This window comes from Acidithiobacillus sp. AC3, assembly GCF_050261095.1.
GTDB lineage: Bacteria > Pseudomonadota > Gammaproteobacteria > Acidithiobacillales > Acidithiobacillaceae > Igneacidithiobacillus > Igneacidithiobacillus copahuensis.
The window spans coordinates 1,843,177-1,860,848 of record NZ_CP189838.1 but is presented as its reverse complement, the minus strand read 5'-3'; the positions used below and the strand labels follow the sequence as shown (position 1 = coordinate 1,860,848).

Genomic DNA, 17,672 nt, shown 5'->3' with positions numbered 1-17,672 from the left:
GCGCCGCTGCCAGCCCCCTTGTCTGGAGTAAGCCATGATCCAATTCTCTTTTCGCCGCCACCTCGTTGCCGTCGCGGTACTGTCTGCAGTCGTCTTGCCACAGAGCGATGCTTGGGCTGATCCCATTGTGCAGGCCATCAGCGCTGGCAAGGTCAGTCTGGATTTTCGTCCGCGCTATGAATTTATGTCGCAAGCTGGCAAACGCGATGCCAACGCCTTTACCGTGCAAACCTTGTTAGGGTTGAGGAGCGCCCCCATTGGCGGTTTCAGCGCTAACCTGCAGTTCATCGATGTGGCGGGTATCGTCAATGATTACAACAGTCTGCGCAATGGCAAAACTGCGTATGCCGTCATCCCCGACCCCGAAGAAGCGAACATCAATCAGGCCTATCTGCAGTACCAGGGCTTGGGCGGGCTACTGGTCCGTGCCGGGCGCCAGGAAATCAATCTCGACGACCAACGTTTTGTCGGGGCGGTCGGTTTTCGGCAAACTCCTCAGACCTTTGATGCTGTTTCCCTCCAGGAAAATCCCAGCAGCAGCCTGGGTGTCTATGCCGCCTATATCTGGCGTATCAAAAACATTCTCAATGAAAATGTGCCGAGCAAGACCTTTCTGGGCGAGGTCCATTGGCAGCCATCGCCCTTGTTTCATGCGCAAGCCTTCGGTTATTGGTATGGAAATCAGGCGAACAGTGCGATTCCTGGAGCCGCTGCCTGCTTTCTGGTGGGCAACGCCCAGGTTTGCAACAGCCAGACCCTCGGCGTACGCATGCAGGGCAGCATACCGATTTCTGCTTCCCTGCAGATCCCCTACGACGCCAGCTATGCCAAGCAGCTACCCTATGACGGCGGCAGTCCCCTCGTCGATGCCCAGTATTACCACCTGGGCAGTGGGGTGCGCTGGTCCGGGCTTGGCGTACTCGCCGATTACATGGTGATGGGAAGCAATGACAAGGGCAGCTATGGATTTCAGACACCGCTCGCCACCAAGCACGCCTTCAATGGCTGGGCGGAGGTCTTTCTTACTACCCCGCCGCAGGGTTTGCGCAGCCTCTATTTCACCGTGGAGGGCAAGCTTTTGGGCACGGCACTGCAGGCGACCTATTATGACTTCCGTAGCGCCTACCACAGCGAAGCCTATGGCCATGAGATCGATCTATCGGCCATTCATCGCTTCTCGCCGCACTGGACGGCCGGGGTGCAGTATGCCGATTACCGGAAAAACCAGTACGGAGTGAATACCGAAGGCGCCTGGGTATTCGTGACGGCAAGCTTCTAACGCACCATGGCAGTGCATCTTGCACCATGGGATGCACCATCAGATCGCAGAATCAATTTGCGAAAATCGATAACTGCCTGATTGTAAATGATCAAAGTTCTGGCATGAAACTTGCTAAACAGGGCTTGAAGCAATCTATCTGATTGTTGGTATGTGAAACGGCAAAGGCGTCGTCAGCATTTTCGGCTGACTGCGCCTTTTTTCTTTGGAGAAACGTCACGATGGGCAACAAGGCACGAAAGGCACGCTTGGTGGTGATTGGCAACGGCATGGCCGGCATCCGCACCGTCGAAGAGTTGCTGAAGATGGCTCCTGACCTCTACGAGATCACGGTTTTCGGCGATGAGCCGCACCCCAATTACAACCGTATCCTTTTGACTCCGGTGCTGGCTGGCGAGATGCGCCTGGAGGAGACCATTCTCAATGATCATGACTGGTACCAGGAACACGGTATTACTCTGCGTACCGGTTGCCCGGTTACACAGATCGATCGCGTGCGGCGTCAAGTCATCACCGCGCAGGGGGAGAAGGTACCGTATGATCGCGTCCTGATCGCTACCGGTGCGGCGGCAGCCCTGGCGCCGATCCCGGGCAACGACCTTCCCGGCGTCTATTCCTATCGCGACATGCGCGACGTAGAGGCGCTGACGCAGGTGAGTGCCGACGGTGGCGAGGCAGTCATCATCGGTGCCGGCCTGCTGGGTCTGGAAGTGGCGCATGGCCTGAACGCCCGCGGCATGCAAGTGACCGTCGTGCACCGGCGGGCCTGGCCGCTGGACAAGCAATTGGATGCCCGCGGTGGTGCGCTCTTGCAGCAGGCCATGGAGGCCCGCGGTATCCGCTTTCTGATGGAGCGGGAAAGTGCTGCCGTTTTAGGCACGGACCGCGTGGAAGGCTTGCAATTCCAGGATGGGAGTCATATCCCTGCGCGCATCGTAGTGATGACCGTGGGCATCCGCCCCCGTATCGACCTCGCCCAGGCCGCAGGTCTCGCCTGCGAGCAGGGGATATTGGTGAGCGACACCCTGCAAACCTACGACCCACGGATCTATGCCGTGGGCGAATGTGTGCAGCATCGCGGTATGACCTATGGGCTGGTGGCGCCCCTCTTCGAACAGGCGAAGGTGGCGGCCAACCATCTGGCCGAATATGGGAGAATGCGCTACCAGGGGTCGGTTACCAGCACCAAATTGAAGGTAACTGGGATCGAGCTGTTTTCGGCCGGGGATTTTCTCGGTGGCGAGGGCACGGAAGAACTCACACTGCTCGATGCCCATCAGGGAATCTATAAAAAAGTGGTCCTGCAGGACGACACCATCAAAGGGATCCTGCTCTATGGCGATACCAGCATTGGGCCTTGGCTCTTCGAACATCTGCGCGACAAAAATAACGTCGCGTCGCTGCGTGACCATCTTCTCTTTGGCGAAACCCATCTGGGCGATGCCGGACATGCCGGCGTCAATCAAGCCGCACGCCTGGCGGACAGTGCCGAAATCTGCGGCTGTAACGGGGTCAGCAAGGGACAGATCGTGCGCGCTATTCGTGATGGACTCTTCACCCTGGAAGAGGTTCGCAAGTGTACCAAGGCCAGTGCCTCCTGTGGTTCCTGCACCGGTCTCGTCGAACAGCTCCTGGTCAGCACCCTGGGGGGAGTCTATGACAGCAGCGCGCGCAAGAAGGCCCTTTGTGGCTGCACCGATTACAGCCATCAGGAGGTGCGTGATGCCATTCGCAAAGAGAAGCTGCTGTCAGTGCGCGATGTCTTTCGCTTTCTCGACTGGCGACATCCCGGCGGTTGCGCCACTTGCCGCCCCGCCGTCAACTATTACGTGCGCACCGCCTGGCCCGCCGAGGGTAAGGATGACCCATCGGCACGCTTCATCAACGAGCGCGCCCATGCCAACATCCAGAAGGACGGCACGTACTCCGTCATTCCCCGCATCTACGGTGGGGTAACCACACCGGCAGAACTCAAGCGCATTGCCGAGGTCGCCGAGCGTCACGCCGTGCCCATGGTCAAATTCACCGGCGGACAACGCCTCGATCTGCTCGGGGTACCCAAGGAAAAATTGCCACTGATCTGGGCGGAACTGGATATGCCCTCCGGGCATGCCTACGGCAAGGCCCTGCGCACGGTAAAGTCCTGTGTAGGCAAGGAGTTTTGTCGCTTCGGGGTACAGGACAGTACCCAACTCGCCATCGATCTCGAAAAGAATCTGGAACGGATGTGGGCACCGCACAAGGTCAAACTGGCCGCCTCCGGCTGCCCACGCAACTGTGCAGAAAGCACGATCAAGGACGTCGGGGTAATCGGCGTCGATTCCGGCTGGGAGATTTATGTGGGTGGCAATGGTGGCATGAAGGTACGCGCGGCCGACCTCCTGGCCAAGGTAAAGACCGAGGCCGAGGTCATCCAGATCAGCAAGGCCTTTCTGCAGATGTACCGCGAAGATGCGCAATATCTCGAACGCACGGCGCCCTGGGTGGAACGGGTCGGCCTGGAGCAGATCAAGTCGCGGGTCATCGACGATCTGGCACAACGAGTGGAACTGGCAGAGCGCCTGGATTTTGCGATTGCCCAGGAGAAGGACCCCTGGGCGGAAGCGGTTTCCGGCCGCCTGGACATTCACGCCGCGCCGCTGCGGCGGGTATCGGCCTGAGGAGGGCAGAATATGGAATGGTTTCCTTTGGGCAGGATAGACGAAGTGCCCCTGGGTGGGGGTCGCTATGTGGAGACGCCAGCAGGGCAGATTGCCGTGCTCTGTAACGAAGCGGGCGAATTGTTCGCAGTGCATAACCGCTGTCCTCATCGCGGTGGTCCCCTCTCGGAGGGCTTCGTGTCGGGCAAGACGGTATTCTGCCCGCTACACAACTGGCAGATCGACCTGGAAAGCGGCCAAGCCTTGCCTCCCGATCAAGGCTGTGTAAAGACCTTTCCTCTCAAAACGGAAGGCGAGGAAATCTGGCTGGGTCTGCCGGAGACGCAGTCGTGAACCCCCCAGCCCTACGCGAAAGCCGGTCCGTATGTCCGTACTGTGGCACGGGTTGCGGGGTTCTCATCGAACATGATGGCGAGCGGATCCTGGGCGTGCGCGGAGATCCTGAACATCCGGCCAATTTTGGCCAGCTCTGCAGCAAGGGTATGACGCTGGCGCAGACAGTGCACGGCTCCGGCCGTGCCACTGTCCCTTTGCAGCGGGTGGCCGAGGAAACGTGGCAGCAGGCCAGCTGGGAGCAGAGTATGGGCCAGATCGCCACCCGTTGGGCCGAGATCTATCGGGATCGCGGACCCCAGGCCCTCGCCTTTTATGTCTCTGGTCAGTTGCCGACGGAAGACTATTACGTGGTCAACAAACTGGCCAAAGGTTTTCTCGGCACCAATCATATCGATACCAACTCCCGCCTATGTATGGCCTCCGCGGTGACGGGCTATAAACGGAGCCTGGGTATGGATTCCGTGCCCTGCAGCTACGAAGATCTGGAACGAACCGACTGTTTGTTCATCGTGGGAGCGAATGTCGCGTATGCCCACCCGATCATTTTTCGTCGCATCGAAGCGGCCAAGGCCCAGCGTCCTGAGTTGCGCATCATCGTCGTTGATCCACGGCGCACGGCAACGGCCAGCATTGCCGATCTGTTTCTCCCCATCTTGCCGGGTACTGACGTGGCGCTGTTCCACGGCATCTTGCACCTCTTGATCTGGAATGACAGGCTGGACACCGATTTCATTCAACAGCATACGGAGGGCTGGCAGGAACTCAAACAGCGGGTGCAAGAATATACCCCGCAGCGCGTGGCCGAGCTCTGTCAGATTGCCGAAGCCGATCTACAGCGGGCGGCCGAGTTCTTCGCCACGTCGCCCGCGGTTCTCTCCTTGTGGTGCCAGGGTCTGAACCAGTCGGCCCATGGTACCGACAACAATGTTGCCCTGATCAACCTGCACCTCGCCACCGGACAGATCGGGCGTCCAGGCGCTGGCCCGTTCAGTCTCACCGGTCAGCCCAATGCCATGGGCGGGCGCGAGACCGGGGGAATGCCCGCCCTGTTACCGGGGCATCGGGAGATTGCCAATGGCGAAGATCGCGCCGCCATTGCCGAGCTTTGGGGTGTCGAAACCCTGCACCCGGAGCCGGGATACACCGCCGTGCCCATGTTCCAGGCGCTGGAGCGGGGGGATCTGGCAGCCATCTGGATCACCTGCACCAATCCCGTGCTCTCCCTACCGGATCGCCAACAGGTGGAACGAGCCTTGCGCACTGCTGAACAGGTCGTTTTGCAAGAGAGCTACTTGGATGGCGAAACCATGCCCTTTGCCCATTGGCTCCTGCCAGCAGCGAGTTGGGGCGAGCGCGAGGCCCTGGTCACCAACTCCGAACGGCGTATTTCCCACCTGCAGGCGGCCGTTCCCCCGCCGGGTTCCGCCCGACCGGACTGGCAGATATTCTGCGACTTTGCCCACGCTCTGGCTTTGGCCCTGGACCGCCTGAGCGTACCCCTGCCGGATCGTAAAGACGACTCCTGGCAGCAGCGGGCCTTGCGCATGTTTTCCTTTCGCGACACGGCCAGTATCTTTGCCGAATACCGTCGCTGCACGATCGGTCGGGATCTCGATATCGGTGGCCTGGAAATTGCCATTCTCGATAGGCAAGGTCCGCAACAGTGGCCTTTCCCTGTCGGGGCAAAGAGTGGCCAAGTGCGGCTCTATGCCAATGGCATCTTCCCCACCCCCAGCGGTCGTGCCCGTTTCCATGCCCCGGTGCATCTGGGAGTGGCCGAGGAAATCGACGCCCGTTACCCCCTACGCCTGACGACCGGGCGCCTGCGCGATCAGTGGCACAGCATGGCGCGCAGCGGTCGGGCAGCGAGCCTCTTCGCCAGCGCCGAAGAGGCATTGCTCGCCATCCACCCGCAGGATGCGCGGCAATACGGGCTGCAGGAAGGGCAACTGGTGCGCGTCGAAAGCCGTCGTGGCGCAGCGTTGTACCGCCTGCAGTGCGACGATAGTCTGCAGCGTGGTCTGCTATTTGTGCCCATGCATTTTGGCTCACGATATTCCCCGGCGGCCCTGTGCAACAGCGTGACCCAGGCCGCCATCGATCCTTACTCCGGCGAGCCGGAATTCAAGCATACGGCGGTGCGCATCAGTGCTGCCGAACTCCCCTGGGAGGCGGCAGCACTGGTAGAAGACGACACGAGAGACCTATCCGCGATCCTACGCCAACTGGCCCAGGGCTTTCCCTATGCCAGCATCACGCCCCTGGTATCCAAACATGGTGCAGCAGTCCTTTTGCGGGTGGCCGCCGCGCAGGCACCAGAAGCGGAACTGGCCCAACGCTGGGACGCAGCGCTCGCTTTGTTTGGCCCGGATACCCTGCTCTACGAAGACCCTCGCCAAGGCCTGAGCAAGCGTTTGCGTATCCGCGGCGGACGCTTGACCGGCTTGCGCCTGTGGGGCGGGCTACAAACCCTGGATTGGTTGCGCCAGCTCCTCCTGGAGGGGACGGCCATCGACGCCTTCCGCCTAGCGTTGTTGGCGCCTCGGGTACCAGACAATCTAGGGGCGTGGGAGCGTTCGCGGGGCATTTGTGCCTGCAAGGGCGTCGACGAAAAGACCATTCGGCAAGTCATTGCCAATGGCGCCGATACCCTGGAGGGCGTCATGCAGTGCTGTGGCGCAGGGACGGAATGCGGTTCCTGCAAGCCAGAGATTCAACAGTTACTTCAGAGTCGTTTGGCGGAGGCCTCATGAGTACGTGGAAGCAATATCTCAGTCGCGTCGCCCGTGGCCGTGAACATGCCGAAGACTTGCGGCGGGAAGAGGCCGAGGAGCTCATGGGCGCCTGGCTGCATGGCGAATTGCCAGAGCTGTATGCGGGAGCCTTCTGGGTGGCCTACCGCATCAAGGGCGAGAGTCTTGGCGAACTGCTGGGCTTTCACGATGCCGTTCGCGCCCGCATGAGCACCATTTCCCGGCCCGGTCGCCTGCGCCCCATCGTGTTCGCCAGCTACAATGGCACGCGACGGCGCGCCAATCTCCTGCCCCTCCTGGCGCTCACCCTCACCCGTTGCGGTGTCCCGGTTTTAATCCACGGTGCCGATCTCGATGACCTGCCTGGATCGGCATCCGCAGACCATTCGCCGCAAGGGCGAGTCCACACAGGGCAGATCCTGGAGCACTTGGGTCTGGCGGCAGCGGCAAACCTCGCGCAAGCGGAAACCCTACTTCAGTTGCAAGGGTTGGTCTATCTGCCGCTTTCGGCCTGGCAGCCAGGATTGGCGCGCATCTTTGCCTTGCGCGAAAGTCTGGGAATCCGTTCCAGTGTGCACACGTTGCTCAAAGGGTTGCATCCGTTCGCACCGCAGGAGGCGCTCGTCTGTGCGGCCGTCACCCATCCCCCGTATCTACAGCGCTTGCAGGAATTTTTCCTGGCTACGGAGATTCCCGCCCTCTGTTTTCGCGCGACGGAGGGGGAGCCCTTCGCCAATCCTCAGCGTCGTCCCGATCTCTTTCTCTGTCATCAAGGGGAGAGCCGGTTGTTGCTGGCCAAAGACCATGCCTCCCTCGCGCAACTACCGGAGCTGCCAGATAATCTCGCGGCAAGTACCAGTGAATTCATTTCCGCCGTGCTCGACGGCCGGCGGGCTTTACCCCTCGCCATTGCCGAGCAGGCTGCGGCGCTGCTGCTGCTGAGCGGTCGTTGCGCGGATCTGGCCAACGCACGCGCCCTGCTGCGGCAGTCCTTCACCCGTATCGCGGCCTAAAGGAAAACTCTCATGACGACCTCTTCCCCCCTCCATCCGGTTTCTCTGGTAGGCGCCGGTCCCGGCGATCCTGATCTTCTGACTCTGCGCGCAGTGCGACGTCTGGAGAGGGCAGAAGTGATCTTTTATGACGCGCTCGCCAATCCCGCCATCCTGTCTTTGGCTCCACCCCGTTGCCGGCGGGTGGATGTCGGCAAGCGGGGCGGGCAAGCTTCCACCGAGCAAATGCGCATCCACGAGCAGATGATCCGTGCCGCGCGCCAGGGGCTACGAGTGCTGCGTCTAAAGGGTGGGGACCCATTTCTCTTTGGGCGCGGTAGTGAGGAATGCCTCGCTCTGCGCGCCGCCGGCATCGAGTACGAAATCATTCCCGGAATTACCAGTGCCATGGGTGCCGCCGCCTATGCCGGTATTCCTCTCACCCACCGACAGATGAGCCGGTCGGTACTGTTCTGCACTGGGCAACAGGCGCGCAATTCCGAGCCCATCGACTGGAGACGCTATGCTGGGGCCGCCGACACCCTGGTCATCTACATGGGGATCGCGCAGATCGCCCAGATCTGTGCCGGTCTACTGGCCGGCGGGATGCCAGCGCTGACCCCGGCGATAGCCATCCAATGGGCGACCCTGGAACAGCGCCAACTGCGCAGCACGGTGCAGGAATTGCCCACGGCAATCGCCCGCGCGGGCATTGGCAGCCCGGCGATACTCATCATTGGCGCGGTGGTGGAGTTGGGGGATATACTGGCTTGGCTGCCAACACCCCCGCCAGCCGTCCCTGCTCTTCCCATCCAATGCCTATGACCCATCCGGTGCAACTACTCCTCGCCCATGGCTCGCGCGACCCCGAATGGCGCCAGCCCTTCGAATGGATTGCCGCCGACTTGCAAGCCGCCCATTCCCAGCGCCGCATCGTTCTTTGCTACCTGGAACTATGGTCGCCGAGCTTGCCAGAAGCCATCCAAGCGGAATTCGCTCGGGGTAGCCGCAATTTCCAGATTACCCCCCTGTTCTGGAGTCGTGGACGCCACCTGCGTGACGATGTACCACGAATCCTGCAGGAGCTGGCGACGGACCTGCCCGATTGTAAGATCACTCTCGACCCGCCCGTCGGGGAATCCGAAATCGTGCGCTCGGCGGTGTTACGTCTCCTGGCCTGACCGCCCCCATGTACCGAATCGTTCTCATCGATGACGATGACGCGCGCGTGGCCATTCTGCGCGATGCACTGATCGCAGAAGGCCACAGTGTCCCTGCCGTGCTTTCGTGGCAGACCTTGTCCTGGCAGCGCGTAGAGGAATGCCAAGCAGAAGTCATCATCGCCGATGCCAGCTCCCCCGCGCGCGACGTCCTCGAACACATCGTTTTCCTGAGTGAAACCCTGGAGCTTCCGGTGGTGGTGCTTGGCGCCCCGGAGGATGAAGATACTATGCGTCGCGCCATTCGCGCCGGGGTGGCCGCCTATGTGGCGCACGGAATCGCTGCGCGCGACATAGCCCCCATCCTCAAAGTTGCGGCACTACGCTATGCGGAATACCGCCAACTGCGCCAGGAATTGAGCAACACCCGTACCGCTTTGAATGAACGCAAGATCATCGAACAGGCCAAGGGCATCGTCATGCGGGACCTGCAGATCACGGAGGCTGAGGCCTACCAGCGAATGCGTCGTCTGGCAATGAACCAGGGGAAAAAACTCATTGAAATTGCCCTACAGATCATCGAAATCGAGGATCTGTGACGAGAACCTGTCATCCGGGGCCAAAATTGTCGATAGTCATCTGCTATCGTTACATTAGATATATTCTATCAATCTAATCGATTTGTTCGATAATTCTGGCGTTGCTAGGATTGCCCGGTTTTTCACGAAACCGGGAGTACGATGCTCCACGTCCTGCGTGCCCGTAGCAGTCAAGGTCAAGCGGCGCCGTTTCTTGCGGTGAATCTGGCGATTGGTCTTGCGCATTTTTTGGTGCTTTTCAACGCTGGTGCCTATTTGCCGATGATTCCCTATATTGCCGGGAGTCTAGGGCGTGCGCCGATGTATGGTGACTGGACCCAGGATCTGTATTTTCTCTTCCTGGGGCTGGGATTGCCTTTGGCACGTTGGGTCAGCGGTCGCTGGGGGGCGCGGGATGGCCTGCTGGCCTGTCTGGCCGTTCTGCTGATCAGCTCTGCGATCAATGCCAGTACCTCGAATTACAATCTTTTTCTGTTGGCGCGCATCTTTTCGGGTCTGGCCGGCGGGCTCAGTATTCCGCTATCGCTGCAGCTGCTGCTTCGTCATTACCATGAAAATCATCGCAGTAGCGGGCTCTTTCTCTGGGGGTTTGCGGCGATCACGCCCTTTGCCTTGGGTCCATTCATCGGTGGCTGGATTGCCGATGCATGGGGATGGCGTTGGCTTTTTTATCTCAACCTTCCGGTGCTTTGGGCCAGTTTTTTGGGAATTCTCTTCTGGGAAGCCCCCTCGCAGCGGGGCGCCGCCCGCATGGATTGGCCGGGATACGGACTCCTTTGCCTTGGTCTTTTGGCGTTGCTGATGGCCTGTAACCTGGGCAGCAAGGACGACTGGTGGCGTTCAGGAGAATTCCGTTTCTTGTTTGTGGCGGGGGTTGTGCTGCTTTGCAGTTTCTTCCTTTGGCTGCCGCTGGCGGAGAAACCTGTTGTCGATTACCGATTGTTTCGCCAGCGCAACGTCCTGCTGGCAAGTCTGGGCATTTTTCTGACGGCTCTGGCCTTTCAGGGAAGCCTGGCCTTGCTCATTGTGCAGTATCAGTTGAGTTTTGCGTACAGTGCTCGTGCCATTGGTCAGATTCTCCTGAGCTTGGCTCTGTTTGCGCCACTCAGTGCCTGGTTGAGCCACTGGATTCTTGGACGCTTCGATCCGCGCCCCTGGGCGGTATTGAGTATGCTGCTGCTCGCGGTCGGTGCTTTTTGGCTCTCCTCCTACGATCTTCCCGTTTCCCCATCGGCCCTCGCGGGCCCCCCGGCCCTGGTCGGACTGGGGCTTGGTGGTGTTTTCGGGTCGTGGGCGCGCATCGGTGTCTGGGGGCTTGCGGGCACGAATGAACAGGAAGCGGCCATGCTGCTCAATTTACTGCGTAGCAGTGGCCAGGCCCTGGGAATCCCTCTGGTGGCCGCCCTCTGGGAGCGGCGCATGGATTTGTTTCGCCATTTTCTGGTGGAGGATCAGGGGAGCAATCTGGCAGCTTGGCACGCAAATCTGGCGCAGTTTCGCATCGTTCTGGGAGAGTCTGCGGCCCAGAAGGATCTGGCGGAACAGGTACATCTGCATGCCGCCATGCTCGCCTTCAACGAAGTTTTTTATTGGGCGGGCTGGATCTTTGCCGGGCTCGCTTGCTGGAGCCTCCTGGCGAAGAGACCTCGTCCCAGTGGCGAAAGTCGCATCGAAAAGTTGGCCGCTGTGGAGTTGGTGGAGCCATGAGGCACGGTGTATCGATCTTGGCTTTGGGCCTTTCGGCGGCGCTTCTTGCGGCCTGTGCCCGGCTGCCGGAGCATTTGCCGCAGAATCCTACATTCCAGCCGCAAAAACTGGCCTTTGCCGCTGCCCGGCAGCCGTCGCCCTGGCCGCAGCAGGATTGGTGGCAGGCGGCCCATGCTCGGCAGCTCGATCGTCTCGAGACCATGGCCTTGCAGCGCAATCCCGACTTGCGCGCAACGGCAGCGCGTGTGCTGTATGCCCAGGCCCAAGTCCAGCGCATCCACGCCGGATTGCTACCGCATTTTGCCGCGGGGCTCTTCCTTACCCAACAATATTTTTCTGCCAACGGTCTGCATCTGCAGGCCAACGGCACGAGTAACCTCTATGGCGAAATCGATCCCCTGCTGGTCCATTATCATGTGGATCTCTGGGGACGGGATCGCGATCTGGTGGAAGCCGCCCGCGGCGAACTGGCCATGACCCAGGCTCAGGAAGCCGATGCCCGCTTGATGCTGAGTAGCGCGGTGGCCGTCCACTACTTCGCCTTACAGGGAGAGGAAGCCCTGCTGCAAAGGGAGGTCTCTTTGCAGAAATGGCAGCAGCGGGGCGTGGCGGTTGCACAAGTGGCCTTCGCCAGTGGCTTGCAGTCGGCAACTGTGGTCCAGGAGAGCCGTATCAGCGTGCAGCAGTCCGCGGAGCGGATCGCAGAAATCCAGTCGGTCATCGCTGCCGAACGGCATGCCCTGGCCGCCCTTTGTGGCCTTGGGCCGGATAGCCGTAACACCGCAGCGACCGGCCAACTGCGGGATTCGACCCCAGTACCGACGCTGCCCGCCGATTTACCCATGACTCTGCTGGGTCATCGCCCGGATATCGTCGCCCGACGCTGGGCGGTGGAAGCTGCGGCGGCGCAGGTGCGGGCGGCGCGCGCGGCCTTCTATCCCGATATCAACCTGAATCTGCTGGCGGGCTGGAACAGCATTCATCTGGCAGACCTCTTCGCCCCCGGGAATTTTGCCCATGCCTTCGGACCAGTCATCACCCTGCCCATTTTTGAGGGGGGCGCCTTGCGAGGCAATCTGCGTGCCGAGAATGCCCGATTCCTGGCTGCCCAGGACCAATATCAGGAGCAGATTCTCACCGCCCTGCGTCAGATCGCCGATCTCCTGAGCGTCCGCAAACGCCTGGGGACACAGGAAAGGGCGCTAAAACAGGCATTGCAGGAGCAGCAGGCGCAATGGCGTTTGCAGGAGGCATCCTGGCAAGCTGGCCTGAGCGATGGCGCGCCAAGAATTGCCGCACGGGTAAAAATTCTGCGACTGCAGGAGCAACGGATTTCCCTGCGCATGGCCGCCTGGCAGAACTGGGCGCTACTGGAGTCTGCCCTGGGGGGTGGCTATTCGACGGACAAAAAGAGTTCTCATGACGAAAGAAAAAAGTGATTATTCGCCTGCGTTGGCGCGCAGTCGGCAGAATTTCCTGATTTTTTTTCTGTTCCTGGTCTTGGCTCTGGGAGCTTGGGGCGCATGGTGGTTTTTTGTCGGTAGTCGCCGCATCAGTAGTAACGATGCCTATGTGACGGGAAACCTCATTCCCGTTCCGGCCCAGACTGCCGGGACCATTCGTCGGGTCTTCGCAGAAAACACCGAATATGTCCATGCCGGACAGATTCTGGCAACGGTACAGGGAGATCACAGCACTTTGGCCTTGCACCGGGCAGAAGCGGTGCTGGGACGAACAGTGCGCACCTTGCGCCAGGAATTTTCCGGAGTGCGCAAAAGTCAGCAAACCCTGCAGGCTGAGGAAGCACAGTTGGCAAAACTGCAGGGCGATCTGGCCCGGTACCAGATGGCACGAAAGGGCGACGCGGTACCCGGCATTCAGATCAGCAACACCGAGGCGGATATCCGCGCGGCCGAGGCGCAGATCGGTGCCACTCGCGCGCAACTGGCCGCCGCCACGGCCCTGGTTGGCGGTACGACCCTGCAGAACAACCCGAAAGTGCGCGCCGCCGTTGTGGCGCTGGAGCAGGCCTACGTGGCTTGGGCGCGACGCGATCTCCGGGCCCCGGTCAGCGGCTATGTCGCACAGCGTGCTGCCTATCCCGCCTTGATGATCCATCCAGGAGAACGACTGTTTACCATCGTCCCCTTGCAGGATCTCTGGGTGGTGGCCAACATCAAGGAAACAGAGATGGCCCATCTATATCCTGGGCAAGCGGTGCGACTCACCAGCTACTACTATGGCAGTCGCGTCGTTTTCCATGGGGTCGTGCAAGGACTGCTGCCCGGCGCGGGTAGTGCCTTTGCCATCCTGCCGCCGGAGAATGCCACCGGTAACTATATTCACATCGTAGAACGGGTGCCGGTGCGAATCTCCTTGTCGGCGCGAGAGCTCGCGCGACATCCCTTGCGTCCCGGACTGTCGATGCAGGTGTACATTGACACGGCAAAGCAGCACTCTCATAGCGTTTTGCAGCCCCTGACGCAAACGCCCTCAGAGGGATACCAGACCAACTTATATGACGGCGAACTCGCCAAGGCCAAGGCCCTGGCTGCGCAAATCATCGCTCAGAATTCCTGAGCAAGGAGACGGGAGTGGAGACGACAAAGATCGAGACCCGGCGCGTGTATGAGTGCCCATTGCCAAGCGGCTACCGGGTTCTGGCCGAACGCTTGTGGCCGCGCGGCCTGCGCAAAAGTGATCTGGATTTGGCCGCCTGGCCCAAGGACCTGGCGCCGAGTACCGAATTGCGCCAGTGGTTTGGCCATGACCCCGAACGCTGGGAAGAATTTCGCCAGCGGTACTGGGAAGAATTGCAGAGTCATCGGGATATTGCGCGTCAACTACTCGAAGATGCCAAGTCGCAACCGATCCTTCTCCTCTATGCCGCCCATGATCAGGAGCACAACGGCGCCCTGGTGCTGCGGGACTTTTTGCGGCAGATCGGCGCCGTCTGAGTAGGGAGCGGGGATATGCATCAAATCGGGGAAGCAGCGGCACCATCCTTTACCGCGCCAGTGGCCATGCTGCGTGCCTGCCACCAGCGGATTCTACAGCAGTGTGACACCCTCGAGCGGTTGCCCTCTTATATCGCCGAGCATGGGGCAGATGAGCAGGTGCGCCAAGCGGCGGGCAAGATACTGCGTTATTTCTCCCAGGCGGGGCTCGCTCATCATGAGGACGAGGAAGAACAGCTCTTCCCCTGGCTTTTGGCCCAACCCACCTTCCCCGAGGATCTTCGGAAAATGCTCCGCAATCTCATACAGGAACATCGCCAACTGGATGCGGCATGGGCGGAACTGGCTCCAGATCTGCGCGTCCTGGAAGCCGGTGGGCAGATTCGATGGCTCCACATCGCTCCCTTTGTGACCATCCATCGTCGGCACATCGTTGTTGAAAACGAGCACATCTTTCCCGTGGCCGAGGCGCTCCTGGACGCCGAGACAGCGCAGCGCATCGGCATGCAGATGGCAGAACGGCGCCGCCTGGGGGGTGAGTCGTGAAGAGAGAAGGAGAGCCGATCCTGCTTACGGCAGCGACCTTGCAGACTTGGGGAGAGCCACAGTTTCTCTCGCGACTGAAAACGGAGTTACTGGCGCAGGACGCCCTCTTTGCGCCACTGCAGCAGGCCCTGACCCAGGGCAGTTATGCCCTGCTGGACGATCTCTCTTTGTTGGAGCTACGTCGCTGGGAGGAGGCAGATCACTATCTTCTGCGCCTGGGCGTGCAGTACCGCAGCGCCATTTCGGGCTGCGCCTGCGCCGGCGATCCAGATCCGGAGATCGAACCCCTCGAATACGCCGAGCTCGAACTGTGCATTCAGCGGCACTCCGGGATCGTATCCCTGCAGGCGTTGGCTCCGTGAGACTCCGTCATGCGCTGGGGCTGAAACTGTCGAAATGGATCTGCTCATGCGGCATCCCATGGGAGAGCAGGAGATCGATGGCTGCCTCGATCATGCCGGGGCTACCGCAGGTAAAAGGCGCCGGGGCCCCGACCATTCGGACAGCGCCGGATCGGAGCAGGACACCGACAGTCGCAGTTCCGGATGCTTGCTGGCGAGATCTTCAAGGAACTCAAGATGATAGAGATCCCGCTGCTGGCGCACCCCAAAATAGAGGGCAATGGGCCGCCGCTCGCCGCGCCGGAAATGGTCCTCCAAAATGGCTTCGATGGGCGCCAGTCCTGTGCCGGCAGCAATGCACAGCAGGGGGCGATCGTTTTCCTGCCGCGTAAACTCCCCCTGGGCAGCCGACAGCATGATCTCCTCGCCTATCTGAGCGTGGTCGAAGAGCCATTCCGAGAATTTGCCCCCGGGCACCTTGCGGATATGAAAGTGCAGGCGATGATCCTCCCTGGGGGCGCTGGCCATGGAATAGGAGCGCCAGAGGGAAGGCGCTCCTGGAACCGCGAGCCGTGCATATTGTCCTGCCCGGTAGGGATAGGGACGATCACAGTCGACCCTAAGCTCCATGATCGTCTCGCCCAGCAGGTGCAGACCGCTCACCCGGCCCTTCCAGTACGCTGGACTCTCGTCGACCGTTGCGGCGATGCGCATGGCAGTACGCGGTTGCAGCTTGCACAGGATCGCCTTGTTGGATGCCCGTTCTTCCGGGGTCAGCAACAGGGGCATGAACGGTAGCTGTTCGCCGTCGCCCGCGAGAATGGTACCCTTGCAGTCACCGCAAGAGCCATTGCCACAGCCGTGATGGATCGCTATGCCCTGTTCCAGGGCGGCCTCGACAATGGCCTGATCCTCGCGCACCTGCAGGCAGATCCCCGAAGGTTCGAGTCTTACCTCATGGGTTTGCATGTGCTCTCCTTTGTAGAAGGTGGAAGACACACCGCCGCGTAGACGGCGGCGTTGCCAGCGCTCAGGCCGTGGCCGGGGGCACGTCATCCAGGATCAGAGGCACATAGCGACCTGGCGCCATGGCTTCGGCCGCAGCTTGAATACAGACCGTTGCCGCCAGGTTGTAGGCCTCGATCCAGGACTCCGCCATCTCTGCGGTCCAGGCAGGCCCCAGGAAATGCTTCAGCGTCAGCAAAAGGCTCTTGCCGACGATCGGATAGTGTTCCGGCCGGGTATCATATTGGATGTGGCCCACGCCGAGCTCCTTGAGATAGGGGACCAGCATCTCGGTATTGTCGATGTTGCTGGCAATCTGGATCACCGAGTTGAAAAGACGCACGCGCTGCTGGGTCATGTCCCCCGGAAACATCTTTCGTACTTCGGGGTAATGGCTGAACATGGTATCGTAAAAATGTTGGGCAACCTGTACGCCCAAATCCTCTACGGCCTTGCCGCTTTGCTTGATCAGATCGATGTTGATGCTCATCTTGGAGTCTCCCGTAATGAATAGTGCCCAATTGGCGAGCTACAGTCTGGCTTCGCGAAAGATTCGCGTCCTTGATCTGGGTCAAGGTTTTGTTCGTGGAATCTGCCGATCGATCGCGGCCAGTATTTTCCAATCGACGAGCCTGCCATGAGCGTCGATCCCGCATCGTATGCCGATCGCCTGCGGCAGCAGCCGATCTTTGCCGTTTGGTCGCCAGCGGAATTGGTGGAGTTATTGCGCGTCTGTCAGCTCCAGTCGCATACGGACGGAGAGGTCCTCTTCGTCGAAAGGGATCCGGCGAGTCAGTTCTTTTTTCTCGATGTCGGCATCGTGGAATTGTTCAGCACCAGTGTCGATGGCAAGGAAAAGATTCTGGAGATCATGCAGGCAGGTGATCTCTTTGCCGAAGCCGTGGCCTTCATGGAAGGGAAATATCCGGTGACCGCGCGCTGTCAGGGTCGCTGCAAAATTTTGCAAATCCCCTTCGCTCCCTTTGTTGCCATCCTCGACCGGGATCCCCGCCTGATGCGGCGGATACTTGCGCAGCTGAGCATGCGCCTGCACTTTCTGGTCAAGGAAGTGCGCATGCGTAGCATCGAGTCGGCGAACCGAAGAGTTTGTAATTATCTCCTGGAGCTGTCGGAGTCTGCGGCTCCGCAAGCCGATTTTTCCCTTCCTGCGAAGAAGGTCAGCATCGCGGCGCGTCTGGGATTGACGGCAGAAACCTTTTCGCGCGTCCTCCGCCGCCTGCAAGATGCCCATGCCATCGACATGCAGGGGCAGCATATCGTGATTCTGGATCGCAAGAAGTTGTTGGCGATCAGTCTGGCGTGAGCGTAGGTACTAC

General features: G+C 60.3%; 17 protein-coding genes. 15 read left to right on the top strand and 2 right to left on the bottom strand.

The window, feature by feature from the left end:
• Positions 1 to 34: 34 nt before the first annotated feature.
• The 14 genes from ACQAYK_RS09375 to ACQAYK_RS09310 all read left to right on the top strand — a co-directional run bounded on the left by ACQAYK_RS09375 (position 35) and on the right by ACQAYK_RS09310 (position 15,351).
• The gene (locus tag ACQAYK_RS09375; protein WP_215872448.1) at positions 35 to 1,279 is read left to right on the top strand and encodes an alginate export family protein; all 1,245 of its coding nucleotides are present in this window, start codon (positions 35 to 37) and stop codon (positions 1,277 to 1,279) included.
• Positions 1,280 to 1,500: 221 nt separating this feature from the next.
• Entirely contained in the window at positions 1,501 to 3,939 is a 2,439-nt protein-coding gene (nirB, locus tag ACQAYK_RS09370; protein ID WP_215872449.1) for a nitrite reductase large subunit NirB, read from the top strand.
• A gap of 12 nt (positions 3,940 to 3,951) precedes the next feature.
• Positions 3,952 to 4,272, top strand: a complete 321-nt coding sequence (gene nirD, locus ACQAYK_RS09365) for a nitrite reductase small subunit NirD (RefSeq protein WP_215872450.1) — start codon at positions 3,952 to 3,954, stop codon at positions 4,270 to 4,272.
• Positions 4,269 to 7,028, top strand: a complete 2,760-nt coding sequence (locus ACQAYK_RS09360) for a nitrate reductase (protein WP_483167546.1) — start codon at positions 4,269 to 4,271, stop codon at positions 7,026 to 7,028. Before nirD ends, ACQAYK_RS09360 begins: the two co-directional genes overlap by 4 nt.
• Positions 7,025 to 8,041 carry a DNA-binding protein YbiB gene (gene ybiB, locus ACQAYK_RS09355; RefSeq protein WP_215872452.1) on the top strand — a complete coding sequence of 339 codons (1,017 nt, stop codon included), beginning with the start codon at positions 7,025 to 7,027 and terminating at the stop codon, positions 8,039 to 8,041. Before ACQAYK_RS09360 ends, ybiB begins: the two co-directional genes overlap by 4 nt.
• A 12-nt stretch (positions 8,042 to 8,053) precedes the next feature.
• A complete protein-coding gene (cobA, locus tag ACQAYK_RS09350) occupies positions 8,054 to 8,845 on the top strand; it encodes a uroporphyrinogen-III C-methyltransferase (RefSeq protein WP_215872453.1) in 792 nt (263 codons plus the stop codon).
• Positions 8,836 to 9,201 (top strand): sirohydrochlorin chelatase, encoded by a 366-nt coding sequence (locus ACQAYK_RS09345; RefSeq protein ID WP_480082322.1) that lies wholly within the window; start codon positions 8,836 to 8,838, stop codon positions 9,199 to 9,201. The genes cobA and ACQAYK_RS09345 overlap by 10 nt, the downstream gene beginning before the upstream one ends.
• 8 nt (positions 9,202 to 9,209) lie before the next feature.
• The gene (locus ACQAYK_RS09340) at positions 9,210 to 9,779 is read left to right on the top strand and encodes an ANTAR domain-containing response regulator (RefSeq protein ID WP_215872455.1); all 570 of its coding nucleotides are present in this window, start codon (positions 9,210 to 9,212) and stop codon (positions 9,777 to 9,779) included.
• Between the two features lie 141 nt (positions 9,780 to 9,920).
• Entirely contained in the window at positions 9,921 to 11,486 is a 1,566-nt protein-coding gene (locus ACQAYK_RS09335) for an MFS transporter (RefSeq protein ID WP_215872456.1), read from the top strand.
• Entirely contained in the window at positions 11,483 to 12,925 is a 1,443-nt protein-coding gene (locus tag ACQAYK_RS09330; protein ID WP_215872457.1) for an efflux transporter outer membrane subunit, read from the top strand. The genes ACQAYK_RS09335 and ACQAYK_RS09330 overlap by 4 nt, the downstream gene beginning before the upstream one ends.
• Positions 12,906 to 14,066, top strand: a complete 1,161-nt coding sequence (locus tag ACQAYK_RS09325; protein ID WP_215885316.1) for an HlyD/EmrA/EmrK family protein — start codon at positions 12,906 to 12,908, stop codon at positions 14,064 to 14,066. The genes ACQAYK_RS09330 and ACQAYK_RS09325 overlap by 20 nt, the downstream gene beginning before the upstream one ends.
• 14 nt (positions 14,067 to 14,080) lie before the next feature.
• Positions 14,081 to 14,443: a DUF488 domain-containing protein gene (locus ACQAYK_RS09320; RefSeq protein ID WP_215871027.1), complete on the top strand. Its 363-nt coding sequence runs from the start codon at positions 14,081 to 14,083 to the stop codon at positions 14,441 to 14,443.
• Positions 14,444 to 14,458: 15 nt separating this feature from the next.
• A complete protein-coding gene (locus ACQAYK_RS09315) occupies positions 14,459 to 14,989 on the top strand; it encodes a hemerythrin domain-containing protein (RefSeq protein WP_215871028.1) in 531 nt (176 codons plus the stop codon).
• On the top strand, positions 14,986 to 15,351 hold the full coding sequence (locus ACQAYK_RS09310; RefSeq protein ID WP_255789693.1) for a hypothetical protein: 366 nt from the start codon (positions 14,986 to 14,988) through the stop codon (positions 15,349 to 15,351). The genes ACQAYK_RS09315 and ACQAYK_RS09310 overlap by 4 nt, the downstream gene beginning before the upstream one ends.
• A 90-nt stretch (positions 15,352 to 15,441) precedes the next feature.
• Here the strand turns inward: ACQAYK_RS09310 and ACQAYK_RS09305 are convergent, their stop codons facing one another.
• Complete coding sequence (locus ACQAYK_RS09305) at positions 15,442 to 16,299, bottom strand: 2Fe-2S iron-sulfur cluster-binding protein (protein ID WP_226827106.1); 858 nt, start codon at positions 16,297 to 16,299, stop codon at positions 15,442 to 15,444.
• 61 nt (positions 16,300 to 16,360) lie between these two features.
• A complete protein-coding gene (locus ACQAYK_RS09300) occupies positions 16,361 to 16,825 on the bottom strand; it encodes a globin domain-containing protein (RefSeq protein ID WP_215871674.1) in 465 nt (154 codons plus the stop codon).
• Between the two features lie 147 nt (positions 16,826 to 16,972).
• On the opposite strand from ACQAYK_RS09300, the gene ACQAYK_RS09295 reads away from it, so the two are divergent.
• Complete coding sequence (locus tag ACQAYK_RS09295) at positions 16,973 to 17,659, top strand: Crp/Fnr family transcriptional regulator (RefSeq protein WP_215885317.1); 687 nt, start codon at positions 16,973 to 16,975, stop codon at positions 17,657 to 17,659.
• Positions 17,660 to 17,672: the final 13 nt, after the last annotated feature.